We start from the raw sequence: 21,566 nt of genomic DNA on the forward strand, positions 1-21,566 counted from the left end.
TTTAATTATTCTTTTGCACTGATTTTTCTACTGATTTATTTTCTATTTTTTTAAAGCTGACAAATTTATTTTTCTTGATTTTTTTCTTGACTTCCTTAATTTTAAGTGTGTCTTTCAGGTTATTTTTAAGATTATTTTTCTGACTATTTTTTTGCTGATTTTTTTTAAGTCCTAATTTTTTTGCAAGTCCTGCTAAATTATTAAAATTAACTTGATAAGAAAAACCAACACCTTGCGTATACCCTTCTTCTTCGGATGAATATTGCACTTCATTTTGTCGATTAAAAACCGTTCCTCTTAAAGTTCCTTCTTTATTTAAAAGCACTTCAATTTTCACTTCTCCAACTATATTTGTTTGGGTATTTGCTCCCACAGGAACGCCTACTTTTCCGTTTATCAACACTCTATCGCTTACTTGTGTACTTACCGAAACATCAACTTGATCGTCTGATTTTAAACTATTTACATCCTCCGAATTTCCGTTATCGCCTTGCGTATATCCGAGTCCTAATCGAAATTTACTATCATCACTATTTAATACTTCCGTTAAAATGCTCGATGCAATTTCAGAGGCAGTTCCTCGTAATCCGTTAGCGGCACTACTCCCGATATTTTCCTGATTATAAAAAGTTCCAAAAGCTAACAAAAATGAAAAATGTTGCATTTTAGTATTCAAATCATTTCCGTTTAAAATAAATTCCAATTCGGAAGCTACCGTTGAATTTGCATTTGGAATTTTAATATCAAATTCTTGTTTAGAACTGAATAATCCTCCTGTTATTTTGGTATATAAATCGATGGGTATTTTACGGCTTGAGTTAATATTATCGAGTAATTGAGCGGGATTTGCTTTGGTTTTATAGATGGCAATTAAATCCAATTCGGCATTATACGGATTTCCATTCCAAGCAATTCGTCCTCCTTTTTGCACCATAAATGGCTTTGAAATTCCTGCATATTTAAAATTATACAATCCTTTATGAATTTCGAAATCGCCATACATTTTAAATTTCCCAAGCGTATTAATATCGATTCTTAAATTTCCTTTTCCGCTTCCTTTTAGTTCACTTCCAGAAACTTTATCAATAACAACTTGAGCGACGGCATCTTTTGTTACTTCAAGATTTATTTTCAAATCAAGTCCTTTTATATCTTTGATTGTTTCTTGATTATTTTGAGCATCTATTTCTGCTGATTTAAAGCGGATTAATTTATAATTATCAATAGTTTTTACATCATTTAAAGGAATTACAAACAATGTTCCTTTATTTGTTTTTCCATCAATCACGATATCTAAATTACTAGTAAGTCCTCTAATTTCGGCATTTCCGTTTAAAAAACCGGTTCCATAATAGGAAGATTCTTCGGTTTCTTGGGTATCTAAAACCAGTAAATTTTTGGTATTAATATCTAGTTTCAAATACCAATCTTTAAAATTTTGATGCGCTATATACCCTGATAAATCTCCTGTTGTTTTATGTTTTGTATCTTCTAGCAGAACATTTTTAAGTTTAAATTGTTGCTTATCTAAAACGATATTCGTATTTCCTTTTAGGTCAAAATCTACATTTAGATACGGAAATGTTAATCCACCATTTTCTACATTTAAAGTTCCTTTAAAATCAGGATTACTTAACAAACCTTTGGCTCTAAAGTTCCCTGTAATTTTCCCTCTTAATTTATTTAGTACTTTTTTTCCCAGCGGGCTAAACGCTAAAATATCGTATTCTTCTAAATAGATTTGTGCATCTATGCTTGGTTTTTTCGCTGAAAAATCAAGACTTCCGATTGCTGAAATATGCTTTATTTTTTCGTTAATCAACGAAAGATTTGCCTTATATTTTTCATAGGAATTATCCCCTGTTATTTTCAAAGATAACGTTCCTTGAGGTTGTTTATTAATATAAAAGTCTTCTATTGATAGCGTTGTTTTTGGTGCTATTTTCCCTTCTTTTTGTTGTAAATCGATATTCCCCGTTAGATTTCCTTCTAGGCTTAAATTATCGATTATAGGGAAAAAACTACCTAATTTAACGTTGGTAAAACTGGCTTGTAAATCTTTATAAGTAGTATCTTTTACAACGCCTTTAAAGGCAATTTTTTGGGCTTCCGACTCTACTAAAAACGGACTAATGATATAATTATCTTCTTTTAGATTGAAGGCTATTTTATGTTTTTTATCTTCATTTTTATTGATAATCCAATTAAATCCTTTGTAATTGAAGTTTGATTTTTGAATACCAACCACTGATTTTTTAAATTCATCAATAGTATAATAGAAATCTAGGTTAAAAGTTTCTGACTGATTTTCACTTCCTTTAAATACCGATTTAAAATAGAGTGTATCATTTTTGGTTCTATTTAGCAGGTTTAATTTTTCGATATTATAGTATTTATTGCTGATTTTATGAGCTGTTAAATGCGTATTATACAGCGGATTTTTAGTATCCATACGCAACACAATATTTTCGATACTATTTTTATAGGCTTGAATTTCGGGTGATGTGAACGTTAATTTCAGGGCATTTTTATCGGAATTAATACGTCCTTTTATGCGTGTATTTTTGGCGATTGTAATATTTGGAAAAAACACGTCGATAATTTGATTATAAATGGTAAAATCAAATTCTAAAAACTGATTTGGAGCAACTTTATTAGGTTGATAATTGGCATATACGCTTCCCAGTGCATTTTGGGTAATGGGAATTAATTCTTCAAAAGAGAATTTTCCTTTTAACGCACCTGTAACAATTTCTTTTGAATTTACTTCAATCGTTTTTATGCTATCTTTTACGGAAGAATTTATTTCAAATTTTTCAAATAAATAGTCTTTTTTTTGATTTTTATACACTAGATTTTCAAAGGTTGCTTTTCCAATAATATCATCAAAATTATTTCCTGAAATATTTAAATTGATATTTCCATGTAGCGTTGCGATACTATCTCGGGTAAAGAAGTTTGTTTTTTTAAGATCTATTTTATCAATATTTGCTACGAAATCGAATTTATTTACTACGGATGAAAAGTCGGCTAACCCTTCAAAATTGAGGTTAAAATTTTCATCTTTTGATTTTAATAAACCGTCGAATTTTTTGTTTTGAAACTGACCATTTACATATAAATCTTTGTAGGTATATTTATTAAATTCAAGGCTACTAATCTTTCCGATAATGGTTGTATTTACGTTATCCATATTAAAACCGCTACCATTTACGTCGGCTTTTAAGGATATTTCACCAAGTATTGGATCGTTTGCAAAAATACCTAAATCAAAATTTTTAAAAGCAACTTCACCGGTATAAACTGCCTGATTAATATCATCAATATTGGTTAATTGAAGGTCTGAAATAATCGTTCCTATGGCAGATTTCACCGATATTGTCGCTTCCATTTGTGCTGGTGTAACTCGAATAAGTCCTTTAAGTGTAAAGTTTCCAAATCGTTGAAATTCATTCGGTAACGATTTCCCTAAGACGTTAGGAAGCACATTTTTTAATTGAAAATAATTAGCCGTAACATTATCTAAATCAGCATCAAAAACAAATCCTCGTTCTTTTTTGATAGCGTTTACAAAACCCATATCTCCAATAATTTTCATTCCTTTTTCGGAATATAATTGGATATTATTCAGGCTAAAATTATTTAAAACGCCGTTCATATTTGTGGTGAAATGCAAAATATCATTTCCCTTTAATTCTTTATAAAATTTATTTAAATCTTTAATAGCGAGGGCACTTTTTAATAAAGTGGCTTTAAATTTCACTTTATCATTAAAATTCGCAAAATCTTCTCTGTTGTATGTTAATTTAAAATTTCCTTTTATTTTTGATTTATTCGCTGTTTCTAAAACAGTATTCTCAAAATTCATATATTTTCTGGTATACCGAAAATCGGTCGCCATATCTGTTATCTGAATTCCTCTATTTTCGATAAAACAGACTTCTCTCATTTTTAGAGAAATCTCTGGACCTTTGATAGAAAAGTCAATAAAATCGCCATGTACATTGTGTGCTGAAAACTCTAATGCTTCTTTTTTATTCTGATCTGTTTTGATAAACGTAAAATTATCCAACGAAATCTTGGCACTATTTAAGACAAAAGGTGTAACGCTATCTTTCTGATTATCATCATCAAAAGAGGCCATAAAAATCGCAAGATTGTCGTCTTTTTCGTCTTTATATTTTTTCATATTAAGATACGCACCACTTAAAGAAGCTTCCCCTAAATCGACTTTATTATCAACAATACGTTTTACATTTAATAGTGAAGTACTTAAATTCTGAATAAAAATAAGAGTATCTTTATGATGATCTCTAATTTCAATTTCTTTTAATTGAACATTTCCTAACCATGATAAATCTACTTTTTTAACAACAATATTTGTATTGTATTTTTGATTTAAAACAGTTGTTACTTTTGTTGCTATTTGAGTTTGTACAACGGGTAGCGATAGCAAAATAATGAGCAAGATTAAAAAAAGTAGCACGTACTTTGAACACTTCCACACTATTTTCCCTAGCTTTTTAATGATGATTTTATTTTTATAAAATGACTAACAAATGTAACCCGCTAACAGCAAAAATATTGCCTAATTTTAAAGAAATATCAATTTTAACGAAAATCTAACGTAATAACGATATTTTTGCATTTTAATACACGATTAAATTGAATAATTCAAATACTATTTTGACGACAAAAAACAGCTATATTTTGGGTATTGAAAGTTCTTGTGATGACACAAGTGCTTCGGTAATTTACAACGGAAAGGTAATAAGTAACGTGGTTGCAAACCAAGAAATACACGCTAAATACGGCGGTGTTGTTCCTGAATTGGCATCAAGAGCGCATCAACAAAATATCGTTCCTGTGGTGCAACAAGCTATTGAACAGGCGAATATCTCCAAAAATGATTTAAGTGCCATTGCTTTTACACGAGGTCCTGGTTTGATGGGTTCTTTATTAGTTGGAACATCTTTTGCAAAATCTTTTGCCTTAGGATTAAACATTCCGTTGATTGCTGTAAACCATATGCAAGCACATATTTTAGCGCATTTTATTGAAGATGAAAATGCTAAAATTCCGCCATTTCCGTTTGTTTGTTTAACTATTAGCGGCGGACATACGCAAATTGTTAAAGTTAGCAATCATTTTGAAATGGAAATTTTAGGGGAAACTATTGATGATGCCGTTGGAGAAGCGTTTGACAAATCGGCAAAAATACTAGGATTACCATATCCTGGAGGTCCTTTAATTGATAAATATGCACAATTAGGAAATCCAAAGGCGTATCAGTTTACCAAGCCAAAAGTCGGCGATTTAGAGTTTAGTTTCAGCGGATTAAAAACAGGAATTTTGCGTTTTATCCAAAAAAATGTAAAAGAAAACCCTGATTTTATCCAAGAAAATTTACATGATATTTGTGCGTCTATTCAACATACAATTGTTGAAATTCTGATGGATAAATTAAAAAACACCGTGAAACAAACCGATATTAAACACATTGCAATTGCTGGTGGCGTTTCTGCAAATTCAGAAATTAGAAAACGTTTACTTTTTGCTGAAAAACATTGGGGTTGGACAACCTATATTCCAAAATTTGAATACACCACCGATAATGCCGCCATGATTGCCATCGCTGGATATTTAAAACATTTAAATAATGATTATACCGATATTTCAGTTACCGCAAAAGCGCGTTTAAAAGTTACCGAATAAATGTAATTCGTAGGGGCTGACCTATGTGTCCGCCCACGCCTATATATCCGCCCACGCTTATCTGTACGCTCACGCCTATCTGTACGCCACCTAATCCGTAAAAATTGACAAACATAAATTGTTGGGCGAACAGGAATTGTTAAGCAAACAGGAATTGTTGGATAAACAAGAATCGCTAGGCGAACAGGAATCGTTGGGCGAACACATAGGTTCGCCCCTACATTTATGATTTAATCACAATATTTAACCAAAATAAAACAATATGAAATACAACCCAAAAATTCATCACCGAAGATCTATTCGATTAAAAGATTATGATTATTCGCAAGCAGGTTTGTATTTTTTAACGATTTGTTGTCAGAAAAAAACGCATTTTTATGGTGAAATAAATAACGATAAAATGATATTAAATGATGCTGGGAAAATGATTGAAAAATGGTATTTTGAATTGGAAAATAAATTCAAAGACATAAAATGCCATGAAATGATTATTATGCCAAATCATTTTCATTGTATTGTTGAAAATATGGGGAAATTAACCGTAGGGGCTGACCTATGTGTCCGCCCACACATATCTGTACGCTCACACCTATCTGCCCGCCACCAATCCGTAAAAATTGACAAACATAAATTGTTGGGCGAACAGGAATTTTTAAGCAAACAGGAATTGTTAGATAAACATAAATCGCTAGACAAACAGGAATCGTTGGGCGAACACATAGGTTCGCCCCTACATTCGTTGGTGCAATGGTTTAAAACCATGACCACAAATGATTATATTCGTAATGTAAAATCAAATGATTGGCAACGTTTTGATGAAAAATTATGGCAACGAAATTATTGGGAACACATTATCAGAAATGAAAAATCACATTTAAAAATTTCAGATTATATTAAAAATAATCCTCAAAATTGGAAAAAAGACAGCTTGAATAAAATTAATGCAAAATTTTAAACAATAATTCTTTTAGAATATCTCCCTGTGATTGATTTGCTCCAACTCCTTTACTTTTGATATCTGCTTCTCTTAAAAAACCGATTACTTGCGATACTTTTCGCATTGGATATTTCTTTACTGAAACCGTATAATCATCTACAAAATAAGGATTTATACCTAAATTTTTAGCCACAGAACCTTTGGATTTATCTCTCAAACCATGATACATTAACAATTGTGTAAAAAAACTATTTAATAATGAAATCGTCATTACTAACGGATTATTTTTAGGGTTTTGCGTAAAATAATTGATGATTCTGTTTGCTTTTACAATATCTTTTTGACCGATTGCTTTTCGTAATTCAAAATTGTTAAAATCTTTTGAAATACCAATATTTTGTTCAATATGTTTATCGGTTATAATTGTTTTTTGAGGTAAAACAGCAGTTAATTTATCCAATTCATTGGCGATTTTACTTAAATCTGTTCCTAAAAACTCCACCAACATTTGAGATGCTTTTGGCTCAATCGTATATTTTTTCCCGCTTAAAACTCTACGAATCCAATCAGCAACCTGATTGTCATATAATTTTTTACTTTCATAAATTAAACCATTTTTAGCAATCGCTTTGTACGATTTTTTACGTTTATCGAGCTTTTTATATTTATAATTAAAAACCAATACGGTACTTACTTGTGGATTTTGAGCATAGGTTTCAATTTGATCAATCGTACGGCTTAAATCCTGTGCTTCTTTTACGATAATCACCTGTTTATCAGCCATCATCGGGTAGCGTTTTGCCGATGCTATAATTTCATCAATCGTAACATCTCTGCCATACATAACCACTTGATTAAACCCTTTTTCAGAGTCATCAAGCACATTTTCCTCGATATAATCCGAAATTTTATCAATATAATACGGTTCTTCGCCCATTAAAAAATAAATAGGCTTTAAATTTCCTGCTTTTATATCGGAGATGATAGCTTTAATATCGTTCATTTTATTATTTTTGAAGCATGCAAAAATTGAATCTTCCTACCTACAAATTTAGGCTCAAAAGTAACGATAATAAGACATTTATTTTTGATAATTTAAGAAAAAAATACTTGGTATTAACTCCTGAAGAATGGGTTCGTCAGCATTTTGTTCGATTTTTAATAGAAGAAAAAAAATATCCTGCGAGTTTAATTGCGATTGAAAAACAATTAGTTTTGAATACTCTTCAAAAACGCACCGATATTGTTATTTTTTCTTCGGATGGCACACCAAATATTATCGTGGAATGTAAAGCTCCAAAAATCAAAATTGCACAAGATACTTTCGACCAAATTGCCCGTTATAATTTAAAATTAAAGGCTAATTTTTTGGTGGTTACCAACGGATTATCGCATTATTTTTGCAAACTTGATACAAAAAATGAAACCTATATTTTTTTAAAAGATATTCCTGATTATAAATAACAAATAATTGATAAATTCGCCAATATGAAAACAGCCATCGTTATATTAAATTGGAATGGAAAACAATTATTAGAACAATTTTTACCTAGTATTGTAAATTTTAGTGTAAATCAGGCTGAAATTTATGTGGCTGATAATGCTTCTTCGGATACATCTGTTGAATTTATCAAACAAAATTTCCCTACTGTTAAAATTGTTGAAAATACTATTAACGGCGGTTATGCCAAAGGATATAATGATGCGTTACAACATATTAAAGCCGATATTTATTGCTTAGTTAATTCTGATATCGAGGTTACAAAAAACTGGCTAACGCCTATTTTAGACACCTTTAAAAAAGAAGAAAAAACGGCAATTATTCAGCCAAAAATTTTAGATTTTAAATCTAAAAAGAAAGACAAAGCAAAATTTGAATACGCAGGAGCAGGTGGCGGATTTATAGATTTATACGGATATCCATATTGTCGTGGACGAATTTTCAATCATTTAGAAACCGATAACGGACAATTTAATGATACCACCGAAATTTTTTGGGCATCGGGAGCGTGTTTTTTTATCCGCTCAAAAGTGTATCATCAACTAAATGGTTTTGATGAAGATTATTTTGCACATCAAGAAGAAATTGATTTATGTTGGCGAGCAAAAAACAATAATTTCACGATTAAATATGTAGGAAAATCAACCGTATATCATGTTGGCGGTGCTACTTTGGAAGCAATAAATCCGCAGAAAACCTACTTAAACTTTAGAAATAGTTTGTTTAATATCCTTAAAAATGTTCCGAACAATTTAGTGTTTTTTGTAATTTTTTCTCGCTTGATTTTAGACGGAATCGCAGGAATTAAATTTTTAATTGAATTAAAACCAACACATACTATCGCTATTTTAAAAGCACATTTTAGCTTTTATGCAAACTTTTTTAAATTCCTCAAAAAAAGGAAAAAACTACAACAGAAATCAAATTATAACAATCATATTTCTGTTGTTTGGCAATGTTATGCTTTGGAAAGAACGAAATTTGAAAATTTAAAATAGCAAAAAATTTACAAAATATCTAAACTTCCTTTTCCTTCCCGAATTATTTCTGGCATCGCAGTGGTTAAATCAATAACTGTTGATGCTTGATTATCGCCATAGCCACCGTCAATTACAATATCGACACGGTTTTGCCATTTCTCAAAAATCAATTCTGGGTCGGTGGTATATTCTATCATTTCATCTTCATCATGAATCGATGTAGAAACAATCGGATTTCCCAAAGCCTCCACAATCGCCTGAGCAATAGCATTATCTGGCACACGAATCCCGACCGTTTTTCGCTTTTTAAATGCCTTTGGCAATGAAGTACTCCCTGGTAAAATAAAGGTATAAGGTCCTGGCAACGCTCTATTTAATATCTTAAAAGTTGGCGTATCTATCTGTTTTACATAATCGGATAAATGACTTAAATCATTACAAATAAATGAAAAATTTGCTTTCTCTAGCTTCACTTCTTTTATTCTAGCGATTTTTTCGAGTGCTTTTGTATTGGTAATATCACATCCTAAGCCATAAATAGTATCTGTTGGATAAATAATTAAACCGCCATTTTGTAAAACTTTCACAATTTTTGCAATTTCTTTCGGATTCGGATTATCGTTGTATAATTTTATGAATTGTGCCATCTCTCTTTGCTATTTATTGCTATTTATTACTGTTTATTTTGCTGTTTTTATGCGCTATAAAAATATTTAAAAATTATCAAAATCGAAATCATCAATATTTTCGAAACTTGGAAACTCATCATTAAATTCTCCTCCAAATTCATCATCAAAATCATCTTGTAAATTATTGGAAGATTTTGACGCTTTAAATTCTTTTTTGGGAGCTTCATCAGGAATTTCACCTACACTTAAAATTATTTTTGACTCCTCAATAACCTCATCAGAATATTCAACAAGTTCAACATAAAATGTCCACATTTGTAAAAAATCGTACACATAAATTAACTTATCATTCATTGTTGGTAACGTTTCTTTGATGCCACAAATTGCCATTGATAAAGCCTCTTGTTCTTCAGACATATCAAACAACGGAATTTCCTCGCCTTGATTCCAATCGTTATCTGTTCGGTAAAAAGAAGCCATTTCTTGCCCATTAAAACCAAATGATTTTGCAATATCGGCATGCAAATTTTCTAATGATTTTACTTCATTGACTACTAGAGTTCTTATTACATCTTTTTGGGTATCTAAAATTACGCGTACTTTATACATGGTATCATTTTTTGTCGCTACAAAAATACGTATTTTTGAATGAAAATTTTAGTAAAATGGATATACAACAATCTCTTGATATTTTAAATAGTTATAATAAAAATACGTTAATGGAAACGCTTCAAATTGAGTTTATTGACGTTGGTGCTGATTATATTACTGCCAAAATGCCTGTAAATTCGAGAGTGCATCAACCGCAAGGTATTTTGCACGGAGGAGCAACGGCGGCCTTAGCCGAAACAGTTGGAAGTTGTGCTTCCGCATTTTTTTTAAATGATACAACTAAAATTGTAAAAGGAATTGAATTAAGTATCAATCATGTAAAAAGTAAAAAAGAAGGCAACGTTTTTGCCACAGCCAAAGCAGTTCATCAAGGAAGAACGACGCATTTATGGGAAGTTAAAATTGTTGATGAACAACAAAATTTAATTTCTTTGTGTAAAATAACGAACATTGTTTTAGATAAAAAATAAGCTTCTTAGCATCATATAAAATAAATTTAGATTGAATATTTTTTTAAAAATAAAGAATTGGCTTGATATAAAACATCCTTTTGTAGTGTATCGAAAACCGAATACCAATATTTTAAACGGTTGGTTTCAACAAGATGATTTTTTATATACATCCGACAAATACACAGAAAAAGGTTTTATTTTTGCTCCTTTTGATGCCGAAAATACAGCCGTTTTAATTCCTGAAAATAACGCTGATTTTCTACAAGAAAACACACCGTCTTTTAATTTTTCTGATAAAATCTCTGAAAAGAATTTTATCTCACAAAAAAAAGCAACAGAAACAGCAGAAAAAAAACATCTTAATTTAGTTGAAAAAGGCATTCAAGCTATTGTAGAAAATCAGTTTAAAAAAGTTGTTTTATCAAGAAAAGAAGCTATTTCTCTTACCGATTTTAATGCGATAACGGCATTTCAAAAATTGCTTACCAATTATAAAAATGCGTTTACCTATATTTGGTTTCATCCAAAAGTTGGATTATGGCTTGGTGCTACGCCTGAAACATTAGTTAAAATAAATGCCCAAAATTTTGAAACAATGGCATTGGCAGGAACACAGATTTTTAAAGGAACGACTGATGTATTTTGGCAATCAAAAGAAATTGAAGAACAACAATTTGTAACCGATTATATTACCAGCAAACTTGAAACTATTTGCACTAAAGTTCAAAAAAATGACGTAGAAACCATCAAAGCTGGAAATTTACTCCATTTAAAAACATTAATTTCAGGGGAAATTACCGCTACAATTACTTCTGCAAACACTTCTGAAAGCACCACAGAAAATTCAACATTGCTAAAAAAATTACACCCTACTCCTGCGGTTTGTGGTTTGCCTTTGGAAGCTTCAAAAGCCTTTATCTTGAAAAATGAAAACTATAATAGAAGTTATTATGCTGGTTTTTTAGGAGAATTAAACTTAACAAAAACAGGCAAAAATACATCAGAGCTTTTTGTGAATTTAAGATGTATGGAAATTAAAAATAATACAGCTTTTATATATGTTGGCGGTGGAATCACTAAAGATAGCAATCCTAAAAGTGAGTGGTTAGAAACAGTCGCAAAAACAGCGACTATGAAAAAAGTTTTATAAATAAAAAAGCATTAACGATTAAAGTTAATGCTTTTTTTGTGTAAAATGTAAATTGAATTTGAATTGATTTTTTTTAAATATCATCGAAAGAAACATTGGTAAATACTTCTGTAGGAACTGCTTGCACTTCTAATACTGTTTCAGTTTCTTCTTCTTTTTTATAATCTTTTTGATGACGTTCACTAATTACTTCCGAGCCTTTTTCGTTTACAATAAAATCAGTAGCCTGATTTAACATTTCTTTAAAATCCGAAAAATCTTCTTTATATAAGTAAATTTTATGTTTTTGATAATGGAAAGAACCATCATCGTGGGTGAATTTTTTACTTTCTGTTACCGTTAAATAGTAATCAGATGCTTTGGTTGCTCTTACATCAAAAAAATAAGTGCGTCTTCCTGCTCTTAAAACTTGTGAAAAAATTTCTTCTTGCTCTACTCTCTCTCTCTCACTCATAGTTCATTTCTTAGATAATAATAATTTTTTATTTCTTTAAATTTCTTTTTTAAGTTGCTCAACAAATCTAATAAAATAATTGATTTGGCAATACGAAACATTACAATTCTTTTTCTAAAAGTTGTTGTTCATATAACGTTTTATAATATCCTGACACTTTTATTAACTGATTATGAACACCTTGCTGTACAATTTCTCCTGCATCTAATACAATAATTTTATCGGCATTTTTGGCTGATGACACTCTATGACTTATGATAATGGTTGTTTTATCGCTCGATACGTTCTCTAAATTTGTTAAAATTTGTGATTCGGTTTGAGTATCAACTGCCGATAAACAATCATCAAAAATTAATACTTTAGGATTTTTAATAATCGCTCTCGCAATGGCTGTTCGTTGTTTTTGTCCTCCCGATAAAGTAACGCCTCTTTCCCCTAAAATCGTTTGATAACCATTTTTAAATCCTATAATATTATCATGAATTACGGCATTTTTGGAGGCTTCTATAATTTCTTGTTCTGTAGCATTTTCTTTTCCGAATTTAATATTATTTTCAAGCGTATCGGAAAATAAAAATGGGTCTTGAGGCACAAAACCAAGTTGATTTCGGACATCATATAAATTACATTCTTTTATATTTTTTCCATCGATTAAAACTTCACCTTCAGTGGCATCATATAAGCGAGCAATTAAATTGATAATCGTTGATTTTCCACTACCTGTTTTCCCTAAAATAGCCAATGTTTCGCCTTTTTCAATAATTAAATTTACGTTTTTTAATGCCGTAATATTCGTATCATCATAGGTTAAAGAAACATTTTTAAATTCGATTTTACCTTTTATGTCGGTGTGTCTATTTGTCGTATTGCTAATTTCAGGAACTTGTTCTAAAAATTCATTAATTCGTTGTTGTGATGCTTCAGCTTGTTGCACCATCGAGGTTACCCAACCCACTACGGCTACTGGCCAAGTTAAGATATTTACATACATTATAAATGCTCCAATTGCACCTAATTGAATTTCGCCAGCAATATATTGTTTTCCACCAATGTATAGCACAATAATATTACTAATCCCGATTAATAAAATCATCAACGGAAAAAATAAGGCTTGAATTTTATATAAATCGATGTTTTTCTCTTTACTTTGATTTGCTATTTCATCAAAAGAAGCGATTACTTGTGGTTCTATCGCATACGATTTAACGACATTAATCCCCGAAAAAAACTCTTGATTAAACGTTGTTAATTTTGATAAATATTGTTGAACAATCGTACTTCGTTTGTTGATTTGTTTGCTTAACACGAAAATCGAAACCGATAAAATAGGAAACGGAAGCATCGTATAAAAAGTAAGCGTAGGAGAAATTGCATACATTTGACTAAATCCAATAACTAAGGAAATCAGCATATTTAACGAATACATAATCGCAGGACCAAAATACATACGCACTTTCGAAACATCTTCGCTAATACGATTCATTAAATCGCCCGTTCTGTTGTTTTTATAAAAATTAGTCGATAAACGCTGATATTGCTGATAAATTTCATTCTTTAAATCAAATTCAATCATTCGAGACATTACAATAATGGTTTGTCGCATCAGAAAAGTAAAAAAACCACCCAATAAAGTAACGCCGATTATCAACATAATATTATCGAATAAAACACTTTTTACTTCGGATAAATCGGTTACTTTTCCCAAGCGATAATCTTCCACAACATTTAGAGAATTTCCAACAAAATCAGGTATTTTTAAGGTCAGGACTTTTGCTAAAATGGTAATTAACACGCCCAATAATAACCGCCATTTATATTTTATAAAGTATTTATTAAGATATTTTAATGATTTCAAAATGAAAATATTTTTTTAGTTAAAAATTATAAAAATAAAAAGTATCAAAACTAAAGATATTATAATTAAGGCTTCTTTTATTGCTTATGTTTTATCGATTTCTTATTTTTGTGATGAAATTTTTGAGATATTAAAAATAATCTCAACTTAAAACCCCAAACAAATGACATCAGAAATCATTGATACTAAAGACCTTAAGAATGACCCAGTATTTGGTCAGTTATCTTTTGACAATCACGAACAAATCGTTTTTTGCAATGACGAAGATACAGGTTTAAAGGCAATAATCGGTATTCATAATACAACTTTAGGACCTGCTTTAGGAGGTACTCGAATGTGGCAATACAAAAGTGAATGGGAAGCGTTAAATGATGTGTTACGTTTATCACGTGGAATGACGTATAAAGCAGCTATTACAGGCTTAAATCTTGGTGGTGGTAAAGCCGTAATTATCGGTGATGCTAAAACTCAAAAAAACGACGTATTAATGCGTAAGTTTGGAGAATATGTAAATTCATTAAGCGGAAAATATATTACTGCCGAAGATGTTGGTATGGAAACGCATGACATGGATATTATTCGCGAAGTAACGCCACACGTTGCTGGTATTTCTGAAGCTATTGGTGGTTCAGGAAATCCATCACCTGTAACTGCTTATGGTGTTTATATGGGAATGAAAGCAGCAGCAAAATATCGTTTTGGTTCCGAAAACTTAAACGGAAAAAAAGTATTAGTTCAAGGAGTTGGTCATGTTGGTGAAACTTTAGTAAAACATATTACCGATGAAGGTGCGCAAGTTATTTTAAACGATATTAACGAAGCCCGTTTAGAAGAATTAAGTAAAAAATACGGTGCTAGCGTAATCTTAGGAAACGATATTTACGGTTTAGATGTCGATATTTATGCACCATGTGCCTTAGGAGCAACCATAAATGACCAAAGTATTGCACAATTAAAAGCAAAAGTTATTGCTGGTGCAGCTAACAATCAATTAGCAGATGAATTAAAACACGGTAAATTATTGAGAGAAAAAGGAATTGCATACGCTCCTGACTTTTTAATTAACGCGGGTGGAATTATAAATGTGTACGCCGAAGTTGCTGGATATGATAAGGCAGAAAGCTTAAAAAGAACCGAAAATATCTTCAATACAACCTTAGATATTTTCAACTTAGCAGACAAAAAAAGCATTACAACACACCAAGCAGCCTTCAATATTGCACAAGCAAGAATCGATGCACGTAAAAAAGAAAAAAATAACTAGGTAAAAAATAAAAAAGTTTTACTTTTGCAGAGCGTTAGAAATAGTTTCTACCGCTCTTTTTTTTAAAAAGTTTTTAAAAGTTCTTTCAAATGATTAACAGAAGACATATTCGAGTTAAAGTAATGCAATCGGTGTACGCAATACAGCAATCACACAGTGATGATATCCTAAAAGAAGAAAAGTTCTTGAAAAACAGCATTGATAAAATGTATGATTTATATGCACTTAATCTTCAATTATTAGTTGAAGTGCAAAAATTAGCTCAAAAGAGAATCGTACTTTCTAAAAAGAAAATACTTGCCACTAAAGAAGAATTAAACCCAAATACCAAATTTATTGACAATAAACTTATCAATAAATTAATGCAAAGTAGCAGTTTAGAAGCATACGTAAGCTTACACGAACTTAACTATTGGGAGCTAGACAATGAATATGTACGAATCATTTTAGACGAATTACTAAACAGTGATTTGTATCAAGAATATATGAAAAATCCAAAAGATTCTTTTCATGTAGATAAAACTTTTATCGTATCATTTTTTAAAGAAATTATCGCTCCTAATGAAAAATTAGCCGATTATTTTGAAGATAAAATGATTTCTTGGGTAGATGATATTCCTTTTGTAAATACTTGGATTTCAAAATCATTAAATAAACAAAAAGAACAAAATCCTTTTATACTCGGAAGCCTTTATAAAGATAGTGAAGACAAACAATTTGTGTCAAAACTATTTCAAAAAACAGTGTTGAATCAACACAATTATCAAGACGATATTATCGAAAAAACACCCAACTGGGAAGCTGATAGAATTGCTGATATCGATATGATTATCATTAAAATGTCGATTACTGAATTTTTACACTTTCCCTCAATTCCTAGTAGAGTGAGCATCAACGAATATATTGAACTTGCTAAAGATTATTCGACCAATAAAAGTGGCTACTTTATCAACGGTGTATTAGATAAATTATCGAAAGATTACTTAGCTTCTGAAAAAATGGTGAAAACTGGTAGAGGTTTGTTATAAAAATTTATTATTTTTACCAAAACAAATTAATTATTTTAACATGAAGAAAATAGCACTAGCAATTGCATTTGTTCTTTCAACAGGAGTTTTTATTTCTTGTGGAAAAAGCGATGCCTCGTCTAAAGTAAAAAAAGAAAACGTAGAAAATGCTGAAAAAAGAGATGTTTCTATCAATAAAGGAACAGCTTCTATTTCTTTTGATAAAGAAGAGCATAATTTCGGAACTGTAAACGAAGGAGAGGTTGTTAAAACATCTTTTATTGTTACAAATACTGGAAAATCTGATTTAGTAATTACAAACGCACAAGCAAGTTGTGGTTGTACTGTGCCATCATGGCCTAAAGAAGCAATTGCTCCAGGTGAAACAGGTGAAATTCAAGTAAGTTTTAATACAAGCGGAAAACCAAACAAACAATCAAAATCAATTACCTTAACAACCAATACTCAAAAAGGTAGAGAAGTTATCAAAATTACAGGTATGGTAACTCCTAAAAATAAAAAAGCATAATGTTTATAACGATTCTTTTACAAGCAAGTACCCAAGAAAGCATTATGAGTATGCTTCCTTTTGTTGCAATGATTGGTGTTTTTTATTTCTTGATTATTCGTCCGCAGATGAAACGTCAAAAAAATGAAAAAAAATTCCAAACCACTGTTGTTAAAGGAATTAAAGTAGTTACTTCTAGTGGTATTCATGGTAAAATCGTAGAAATTAACGACACCGATAATACCGTTACTATTGAAACTGGTGCTGGTAAAATTAAATTTGAACGCTCTGCAATTTCTATGGAATTAAGTAAAAAATATCAAACAGACGTTAAATAATACTATTTTTTATTATACCGATTTATATCTAAAAAAGAGTGCTATACAGCACTCTTTTTTTGTGCCTGTTTGTTGTATTTTTATTGTATTTTTATCTTCTATTCTGAATTTTAAAATTTTAAGAATTTTGAAAAAAAAAAGTAACATACCAAAAACTTTTTTCGGTTTTTTAACAGCATCCATACTTTTTTGGTTGCTGATAAACTTATCAAAACAATACACTACCGAAATACTATTTCAAGTAGCCTATACCAATTTGCCTATCAAAAAAATAATTATTGATACGCCCGTTGAAAAAATTCCACTACTCGTAAAAGGAAGCGGTTTTAAACTTATCAGTACTAATTTTAAAAATAATATTCTAGCACTGAACCTATCAAAAGTAAAAAATAAAAATACAAATACAAATAAGAACGATTATTATTTCTTAACCAAAGAACTAGAACCAAAACTTAAAAATCAGTTACCATCAGGAATTAAATTAATACGCATTCAAAAAGATACGATTCCGCTTAAAATAGGAACACTACACACCAAAATAGTTCCTTTAAAACCAAATTTAGACCTCAATTTTCAACTCGGTTACGACCTGGCAACACCTCTGAAAATAACTCCTAAAAATGTACTCATTTCTGGAGAAAAATTAATCATAGAAAAAATTAAGGAACTAAATTTAATCGAGAAAAAACTCGTAAATATTTCCGAAAATACTAAAATTACCTCCAAAATTCAAATTCCTGAACACGTAAAAACAACGCTAAAATCAGCAGAAATAAGTATTTTTGTCGATAAATTTACACAAGGAGAAATTGAAATTCCTGTTTTAGTGAAAAATCCTCCAAAAGGTATCAATATTTTTCCTAAAAAAGTGAACGTAATCTATAAAGTAGGATTGAAAAATTTTAACAAAATTAATCCAAATCTTTTTAAAATTGCCTGCGATTACAAACAAATAAAAATTGATGAAACCTCTTATCTTACTCCCAAATTAATAAAAAAACCCGATTCAATTACAATAATTAGAATCGTTCCTAAGAAAATAGATTTTTTAATTCATAAAAAAACAGCAAAATAAAAATATAACTAAAATGATTATAGGCGTAACAGGTGGCATTGGTAGCGGAAAATCTACCGTAATAAAAATGTTTGCAAAATTTGAAAATATCGCTATTTATATTGCGGATTCTCAAGCTAAAAAATTAATAAACTCCTCTGAGGAAATTAAAACAAAATTAATCGCCGAATTTGGCGAAAATACCTACAAAAACAACGAATTAAATACAGCATTTTTAGCAAATATCGTTTTTAAAAATAAAGAAAAATTAGCCGTTTTAAACGCTATCGTACATCCTGTGGTTCATAAACATTTTCAAAATTTCATCCTTGAAAATGCCCAAAAAAACTATATTATCTACGAAAATGCCATCCTTTTTGAAAATAATAGCAATAACTTTTGTGATAAAATAATTACCGTAACAGCACCTGAAAATATCAGAATTGAACGCGTTTTAAAAAGAGATAATACCACTATTACAGCCGTAAAAAATAGAATCAAAAATCAGTGGAGCGAAACCAAAAAAATACTGCAATCTAATTATGTAATTCAAAATATCATCCGTGAAAATACACAACATGAAGTTACAAGAATTCACAATATTTTAACAAATACAAATCGCTAATTTGTGTTTTATCAAAAAAAACTCTTAAAAATAACTTAACTTTATAATATTTCTGTTAAAAAAAGTTAAAAATAACCAAACCTTCATTTTATTAATTTATTTTTGGATACTATGGGGAAAAAAATTTTTATTCTGATTGTTGTTTTAATGAGTATTTCTTTGGTAGGAATTATCTCGGTTCAAATGTATTGGATTAAAGATGCTATCAAAAATAAACAACAACAATTTGATAGCAATATTAAAATCGCCCTAGCAAGAACTTCCGAAAGAATTAAAGATAGAGAATACGCCGAATTTATTCAAAATAATCAAGAATTTCTAAAAGATAAAAAGTTCGTTTCCGATGCCGAAATAACAACCTATCTTTTTCAACAAATAGATACCACAAGTAAACGAAAATTTACATTCGGAACTACTATTTTAGGCGAAAGTATCAAAATGCCTGGCGATTTTATAAACAATGATTCCATTATTTTAAAACGATATTCAAGTAAACAAGACTTTTATTCATCGCAAGTAATTAAATCAGAAAATAAAGACTTTAAACCATTTGTAGAAGAAACAAGCTTCTCTACATTTAAAACATATCCGAAATTTAATAAAAAATTAATTGAAGATATGTTTCTTCAAAAGAAAAGATTATACCCTATTAATCAAAGAATTAGCAACAAAGAACTCAACATTACCATCAAAGAAGAATTGGCTAAAATGAACATAACGCAGGATTTTAAATACGGCGTATATGAAGACGGATTAGCAACACAATTAAAATCAGGATACTTTAACATACAACCAAATGATGCAAATTATCCACTATTAGCCGACGATAACGGCATCAGTAAATATAAATTATACATCAAATTTCCTGATGAAAGAAAAAATTTACTCTCAGGAATGTTTAAAATTTTAGCACTATCCTTATTATTTATCGGAATTATTATTTTCGCTTTCTCAACATCACTCTATTTATTGATTCGTCAGAAAAAAATATCTGAAATAAAAACAGATTTTATTAATAACATGACGCACGAATTTAAAACACCAATCGCGACCATCAATTTAGCTTTAGATGCTATTAAAAATCCTAAAATTATAGCCGATCAAGAAAAAGTAAAACGATACGTGAAAATGATTCGTGAAGAAAATAAACGAATGCACACGCAAGTTGAAAACGTATTAAGAATATCTCGATTAGAAAAAAAACAACTAGAAATTAGTAAGGAAGCAACCGATATGCACGACGTTATTGAAGAAGCTATTGAACATATTCAGCTTTTAGTTGATGACAAAAAAGGAAGCGTAACACCACATTATGAAGCCATAATTACCGAAATTTCTGGAAATCAATTTCACTTAATAAACATCATCGTGAATATGCTCGAAAATGCATTGAAGTATTCTGAAGGAGCTCCTAAAATTGATGTTTATACACAAAGTACCAACAAATATTTTATCATCAAAATAAAAGATGAAGGTATCGGAATGAGTAAAAACGCACAAAAATACGTTTTTGATAAATTTTATAGAGAACATAAAGGAAATATACACAACGTAAAAGGACACGGTTTAGGACTCGCATACGTTAAAGAAATTGTAGAAGGACATCAAGGTACTGTTAGCGTTGAAAGTGAAAAAGGAAAAGGAAGCGTATTTACAGTAAAATTACCACTAATCTAAAAAAAACAAACAAATGGGGAGCAAAAAAATATTATTAGTAGAAGACGATCCAAATTTTGGAACTGTTCTTAAAGATTATTTAGCATTAAATGATTACAATGTTACACTTGCTAAAGACGGAATCGATGGATTAATTATGTTCAAAAATAGCGAATATGATTTGTGTATTTTAGATGTAATGATGCCTCGTAAAGATGGATTTTCATTAGCGCAAGACATTCGTACCACCAACAAAGAAATTCCAATTATATTTTTAACCGCCAAAACATTAAAAGAAGATGTTTTAAGAGGCTATCAAGTTGGAGCAGATGATTATTTAAACAAACCTTTTGATTCAGAAGTTTTATTGCATAAAATAAAAGCAATTTTACAACGTAAAGAAAACGAAAAAACAAACGATACCGATGAATTTTTATTTAAAATTGGAGGTTTCGATTTCAATTCTAAACTACGTCATTTATCGTTAAATGGAGCTGAACCTCAAAAACTTTCGCCTAAAGAAAGCAAATTATTACGATTATTAGCCGTTCATAAAAATGACCTAATGCCTCGTGAACTTGCCTTAACTAAAATATGGAGAGATGATAACTACTTCACTTCTAGAAGTATGGATGTTTATATTGCCAAACTTCGAAAATATTTAAAAGGTGATGAGAATGTTGAAATTATCAATATTCACGGAGAAGGATTTCGTTTATTAGAAAAAGTATAAATAAATATACTAAAAAAGTTCTAAATAAAAATTTTAAAAAGACTTCTTATTAAAAAAGAAGTCTTTTTTTTATGCTGATAAACTATGCGTATTTTT

General features: G+C 30.1%; 20 protein-coding genes. 14 read left to right on the forward strand and 6 right to left on the reverse strand.

From position 1 onward, the window contains the following. Position 1: 1 nt before the first annotated feature. A complete protein-coding gene (locus tag L0U77_RS05740; protein WP_233900875.1) occupies positions 2-4,456 on the reverse strand; it encodes a translocation/assembly module TamB domain-containing protein in 4,455 nt (1,484 codons plus the stop codon). A 230-nt stretch (positions 4,457-4,686) separates the two neighbouring features. Between L0U77_RS05740 and tsaD the strand changes: the two genes are divergently transcribed. After that, positions 4,687-5,715 carry a tRNA (adenosine(37)-N6)-threonylcarbamoyltransferase complex transferase subunit TsaD gene (gene tsaD, locus L0U77_RS05745; protein WP_233900876.1) on the forward strand — a complete coding sequence of 343 codons (1,029 nt, stop codon included), beginning with the start codon at positions 4,687-4,689 and terminating at the stop codon, positions 5,713-5,715. 262 nt (positions 5,716-5,977) lie between these two features. Next, entirely contained in the window at positions 5,978-6,670 is a 693-nt protein-coding gene (locus tag L0U77_RS05750; protein WP_233897768.1) for a transposase, read from the forward strand. Here the strand turns inward: L0U77_RS05750 and holA are convergent. Continuing rightward, positions 6,654-7,655, reverse strand: coding sequence for a DNA polymerase III subunit delta (holA, locus tag L0U77_RS05755; protein WP_233897769.1), 1,002 nt, complete (start codon positions 7,653-7,655; stop codon positions 6,654-6,656). The genes L0U77_RS05750 and holA overlap by 17 nt on opposite strands. A gap of 17 nt (positions 7,656-7,672) precedes the next feature. On the opposite strand from holA, the gene L0U77_RS05760 reads away from it, so the two are divergent. Together L0U77_RS05760 and L0U77_RS05765 are read left to right on the forward strand one after the other, a co-directional pair. Further along, a complete protein-coding gene (locus L0U77_RS05760; protein ID WP_233897770.1) occupies positions 7,673-8,116 on the forward strand; it encodes a type I restriction enzyme HsdR N-terminal domain-containing protein in 444 nt (147 codons plus the stop codon). Positions 8,117-8,140: 24 nt separating this feature from the next. Further along, positions 8,141-9,151, forward strand: coding sequence for a glycosyltransferase family 2 protein (locus L0U77_RS05765; protein WP_233900877.1), 1,011 nt, complete (start codon positions 8,141-8,143; stop codon positions 9,149-9,151). An 8-nt stretch (positions 9,152-9,159) separates the two neighbouring features. Here the strand turns inward: L0U77_RS05765 and L0U77_RS05770 are convergent, their stop codons facing one another. Together L0U77_RS05770 and L0U77_RS05775 are read right to left on the reverse strand one after the other, a co-directional pair. After that, positions 9,160-9,780: an L-threonylcarbamoyladenylate synthase gene (locus L0U77_RS05770; protein WP_101916915.1), complete on the reverse strand. Its 621-nt coding sequence runs from the start codon at positions 9,778-9,780 to the stop codon at positions 9,160-9,162. A gap of 66 nt (positions 9,781-9,846) precedes the next feature. Further along, entirely contained in the window at positions 9,847-10,371 is a 525-nt protein-coding gene (locus L0U77_RS05775; RefSeq protein WP_233900878.1) for a plasmid pRiA4b ORF-3 family protein, read from the reverse strand. Between the two features lie 56 nt (positions 10,372-10,427). On the opposite strand from L0U77_RS05775, the gene L0U77_RS05780 reads away from it, so the two are divergent. Both L0U77_RS05780 and L0U77_RS05785 read left to right on the forward strand, forming a co-directional pair. Further along, on the forward strand, positions 10,428-10,844 hold the full coding sequence (locus tag L0U77_RS05780) for a PaaI family thioesterase (RefSeq protein ID WP_193699866.1): 417 nt from the start codon (positions 10,428-10,430) through the stop codon (positions 10,842-10,844). Positions 10,845-10,875: 31 nt separating this feature from the next. Next, the gene (locus L0U77_RS05785; protein ID WP_233900879.1) at positions 10,876-11,976 is read left to right on the forward strand and encodes an isochorismate synthase; all 1,101 of its coding nucleotides are present in this window, start codon (positions 10,876-10,878) and stop codon (positions 11,974-11,976) included. Positions 11,977-12,049: 73 nt separating this feature from the next. Here L0U77_RS05785 and L0U77_RS05790 read toward each other — a convergent pair whose 3' ends face one another. After that, on the reverse strand, positions 12,050-12,430 hold the full coding sequence (locus tag L0U77_RS05790) for a PUR family DNA/RNA-binding protein (RefSeq protein WP_101916911.1): 381 nt from the start codon (positions 12,428-12,430) through the stop codon (positions 12,050-12,052). Positions 12,431-12,530: 100 nt separating this feature from the next. Further along, positions 12,531-14,285, reverse strand: coding sequence for an ABC transporter ATP-binding protein (locus L0U77_RS05795; protein WP_233900880.1), 1,755 nt, complete (start codon positions 14,283-14,285; stop codon positions 12,531-12,533). Between the two features lie 163 nt (positions 14,286-14,448). On the opposite strand from L0U77_RS05795, the gene L0U77_RS05800 reads away from it, so the two are divergent. From L0U77_RS05800 to L0U77_RS05835, 8 genes are all read left to right on the forward strand, one after another. Beyond that, the gene (locus L0U77_RS05800) at positions 14,449-15,549 is read left to right on the forward strand and encodes a Glu/Leu/Phe/Val family dehydrogenase (protein ID WP_101916909.1); all 1,101 of its coding nucleotides are present in this window, start codon (positions 14,449-14,451) and stop codon (positions 15,547-15,549) included. 89 nt (positions 15,550-15,638) lie between these two features. Then, on the forward strand, positions 15,639-16,577 hold the full coding sequence (nusB, locus tag L0U77_RS05805) for a transcription antitermination factor NusB (RefSeq protein ID WP_101916908.1): 939 nt from the start codon (positions 15,639-15,641) through the stop codon (positions 16,575-16,577). 40 nt (positions 16,578-16,617) lie between these two features. After that, positions 16,618-17,085: a DUF1573 domain-containing protein gene (locus tag L0U77_RS05810; RefSeq protein ID WP_101916907.1), complete on the forward strand. Its 468-nt coding sequence runs from the start codon at positions 16,618-16,620 to the stop codon at positions 17,083-17,085. Beyond that, entirely contained in the window at positions 17,085-17,402 is a 318-nt protein-coding gene (gene yajC / locus L0U77_RS05815; RefSeq protein WP_101916906.1) for a preprotein translocase subunit YajC, read from the forward strand. Before L0U77_RS05810 ends, yajC begins: the two co-directional genes overlap by 1 nt. A 127-nt stretch (positions 17,403-17,529) precedes the next feature. Then, positions 17,530-18,477, forward strand: coding sequence for a YbbR-like domain-containing protein (locus L0U77_RS05820; protein ID WP_233900881.1), 948 nt, complete (start codon positions 17,530-17,532; stop codon positions 18,475-18,477). Between the two features lie 13 nt (positions 18,478-18,490). Continuing rightward, positions 18,491-19,081, forward strand: a complete 591-nt coding sequence (gene coaE / locus L0U77_RS05825) for a dephospho-CoA kinase (RefSeq protein WP_233900882.1) — start codon at positions 18,491-18,493, stop codon at positions 19,079-19,081. A gap of 111 nt (positions 19,082-19,192) precedes the next feature. Next, positions 19,193-20,758: a sensor histidine kinase gene (locus tag L0U77_RS05830; RefSeq protein ID WP_101916903.1), complete on the forward strand. Its 1,566-nt coding sequence runs from the start codon at positions 19,193-19,195 to the stop codon at positions 20,756-20,758. A gap of 13 nt (positions 20,759-20,771) precedes the next feature. Beyond that, complete coding sequence (locus L0U77_RS05835; protein ID WP_101916902.1) at positions 20,772-21,470, forward strand: response regulator transcription factor; 699 nt, start codon at positions 20,772-20,774, stop codon at positions 21,468-21,470. The last annotated feature ends 96 nt before the right edge of the window (positions 21,471-21,566 follow it).

The sequence above is a fragment of the Tenacibaculum piscium genome, from assembly GCF_021390715.1.
Classification (GTDB): Bacteria; Bacteroidota; Bacteroidia; order Flavobacteriales; family Flavobacteriaceae; genus Polaribacter; species Polaribacter piscius.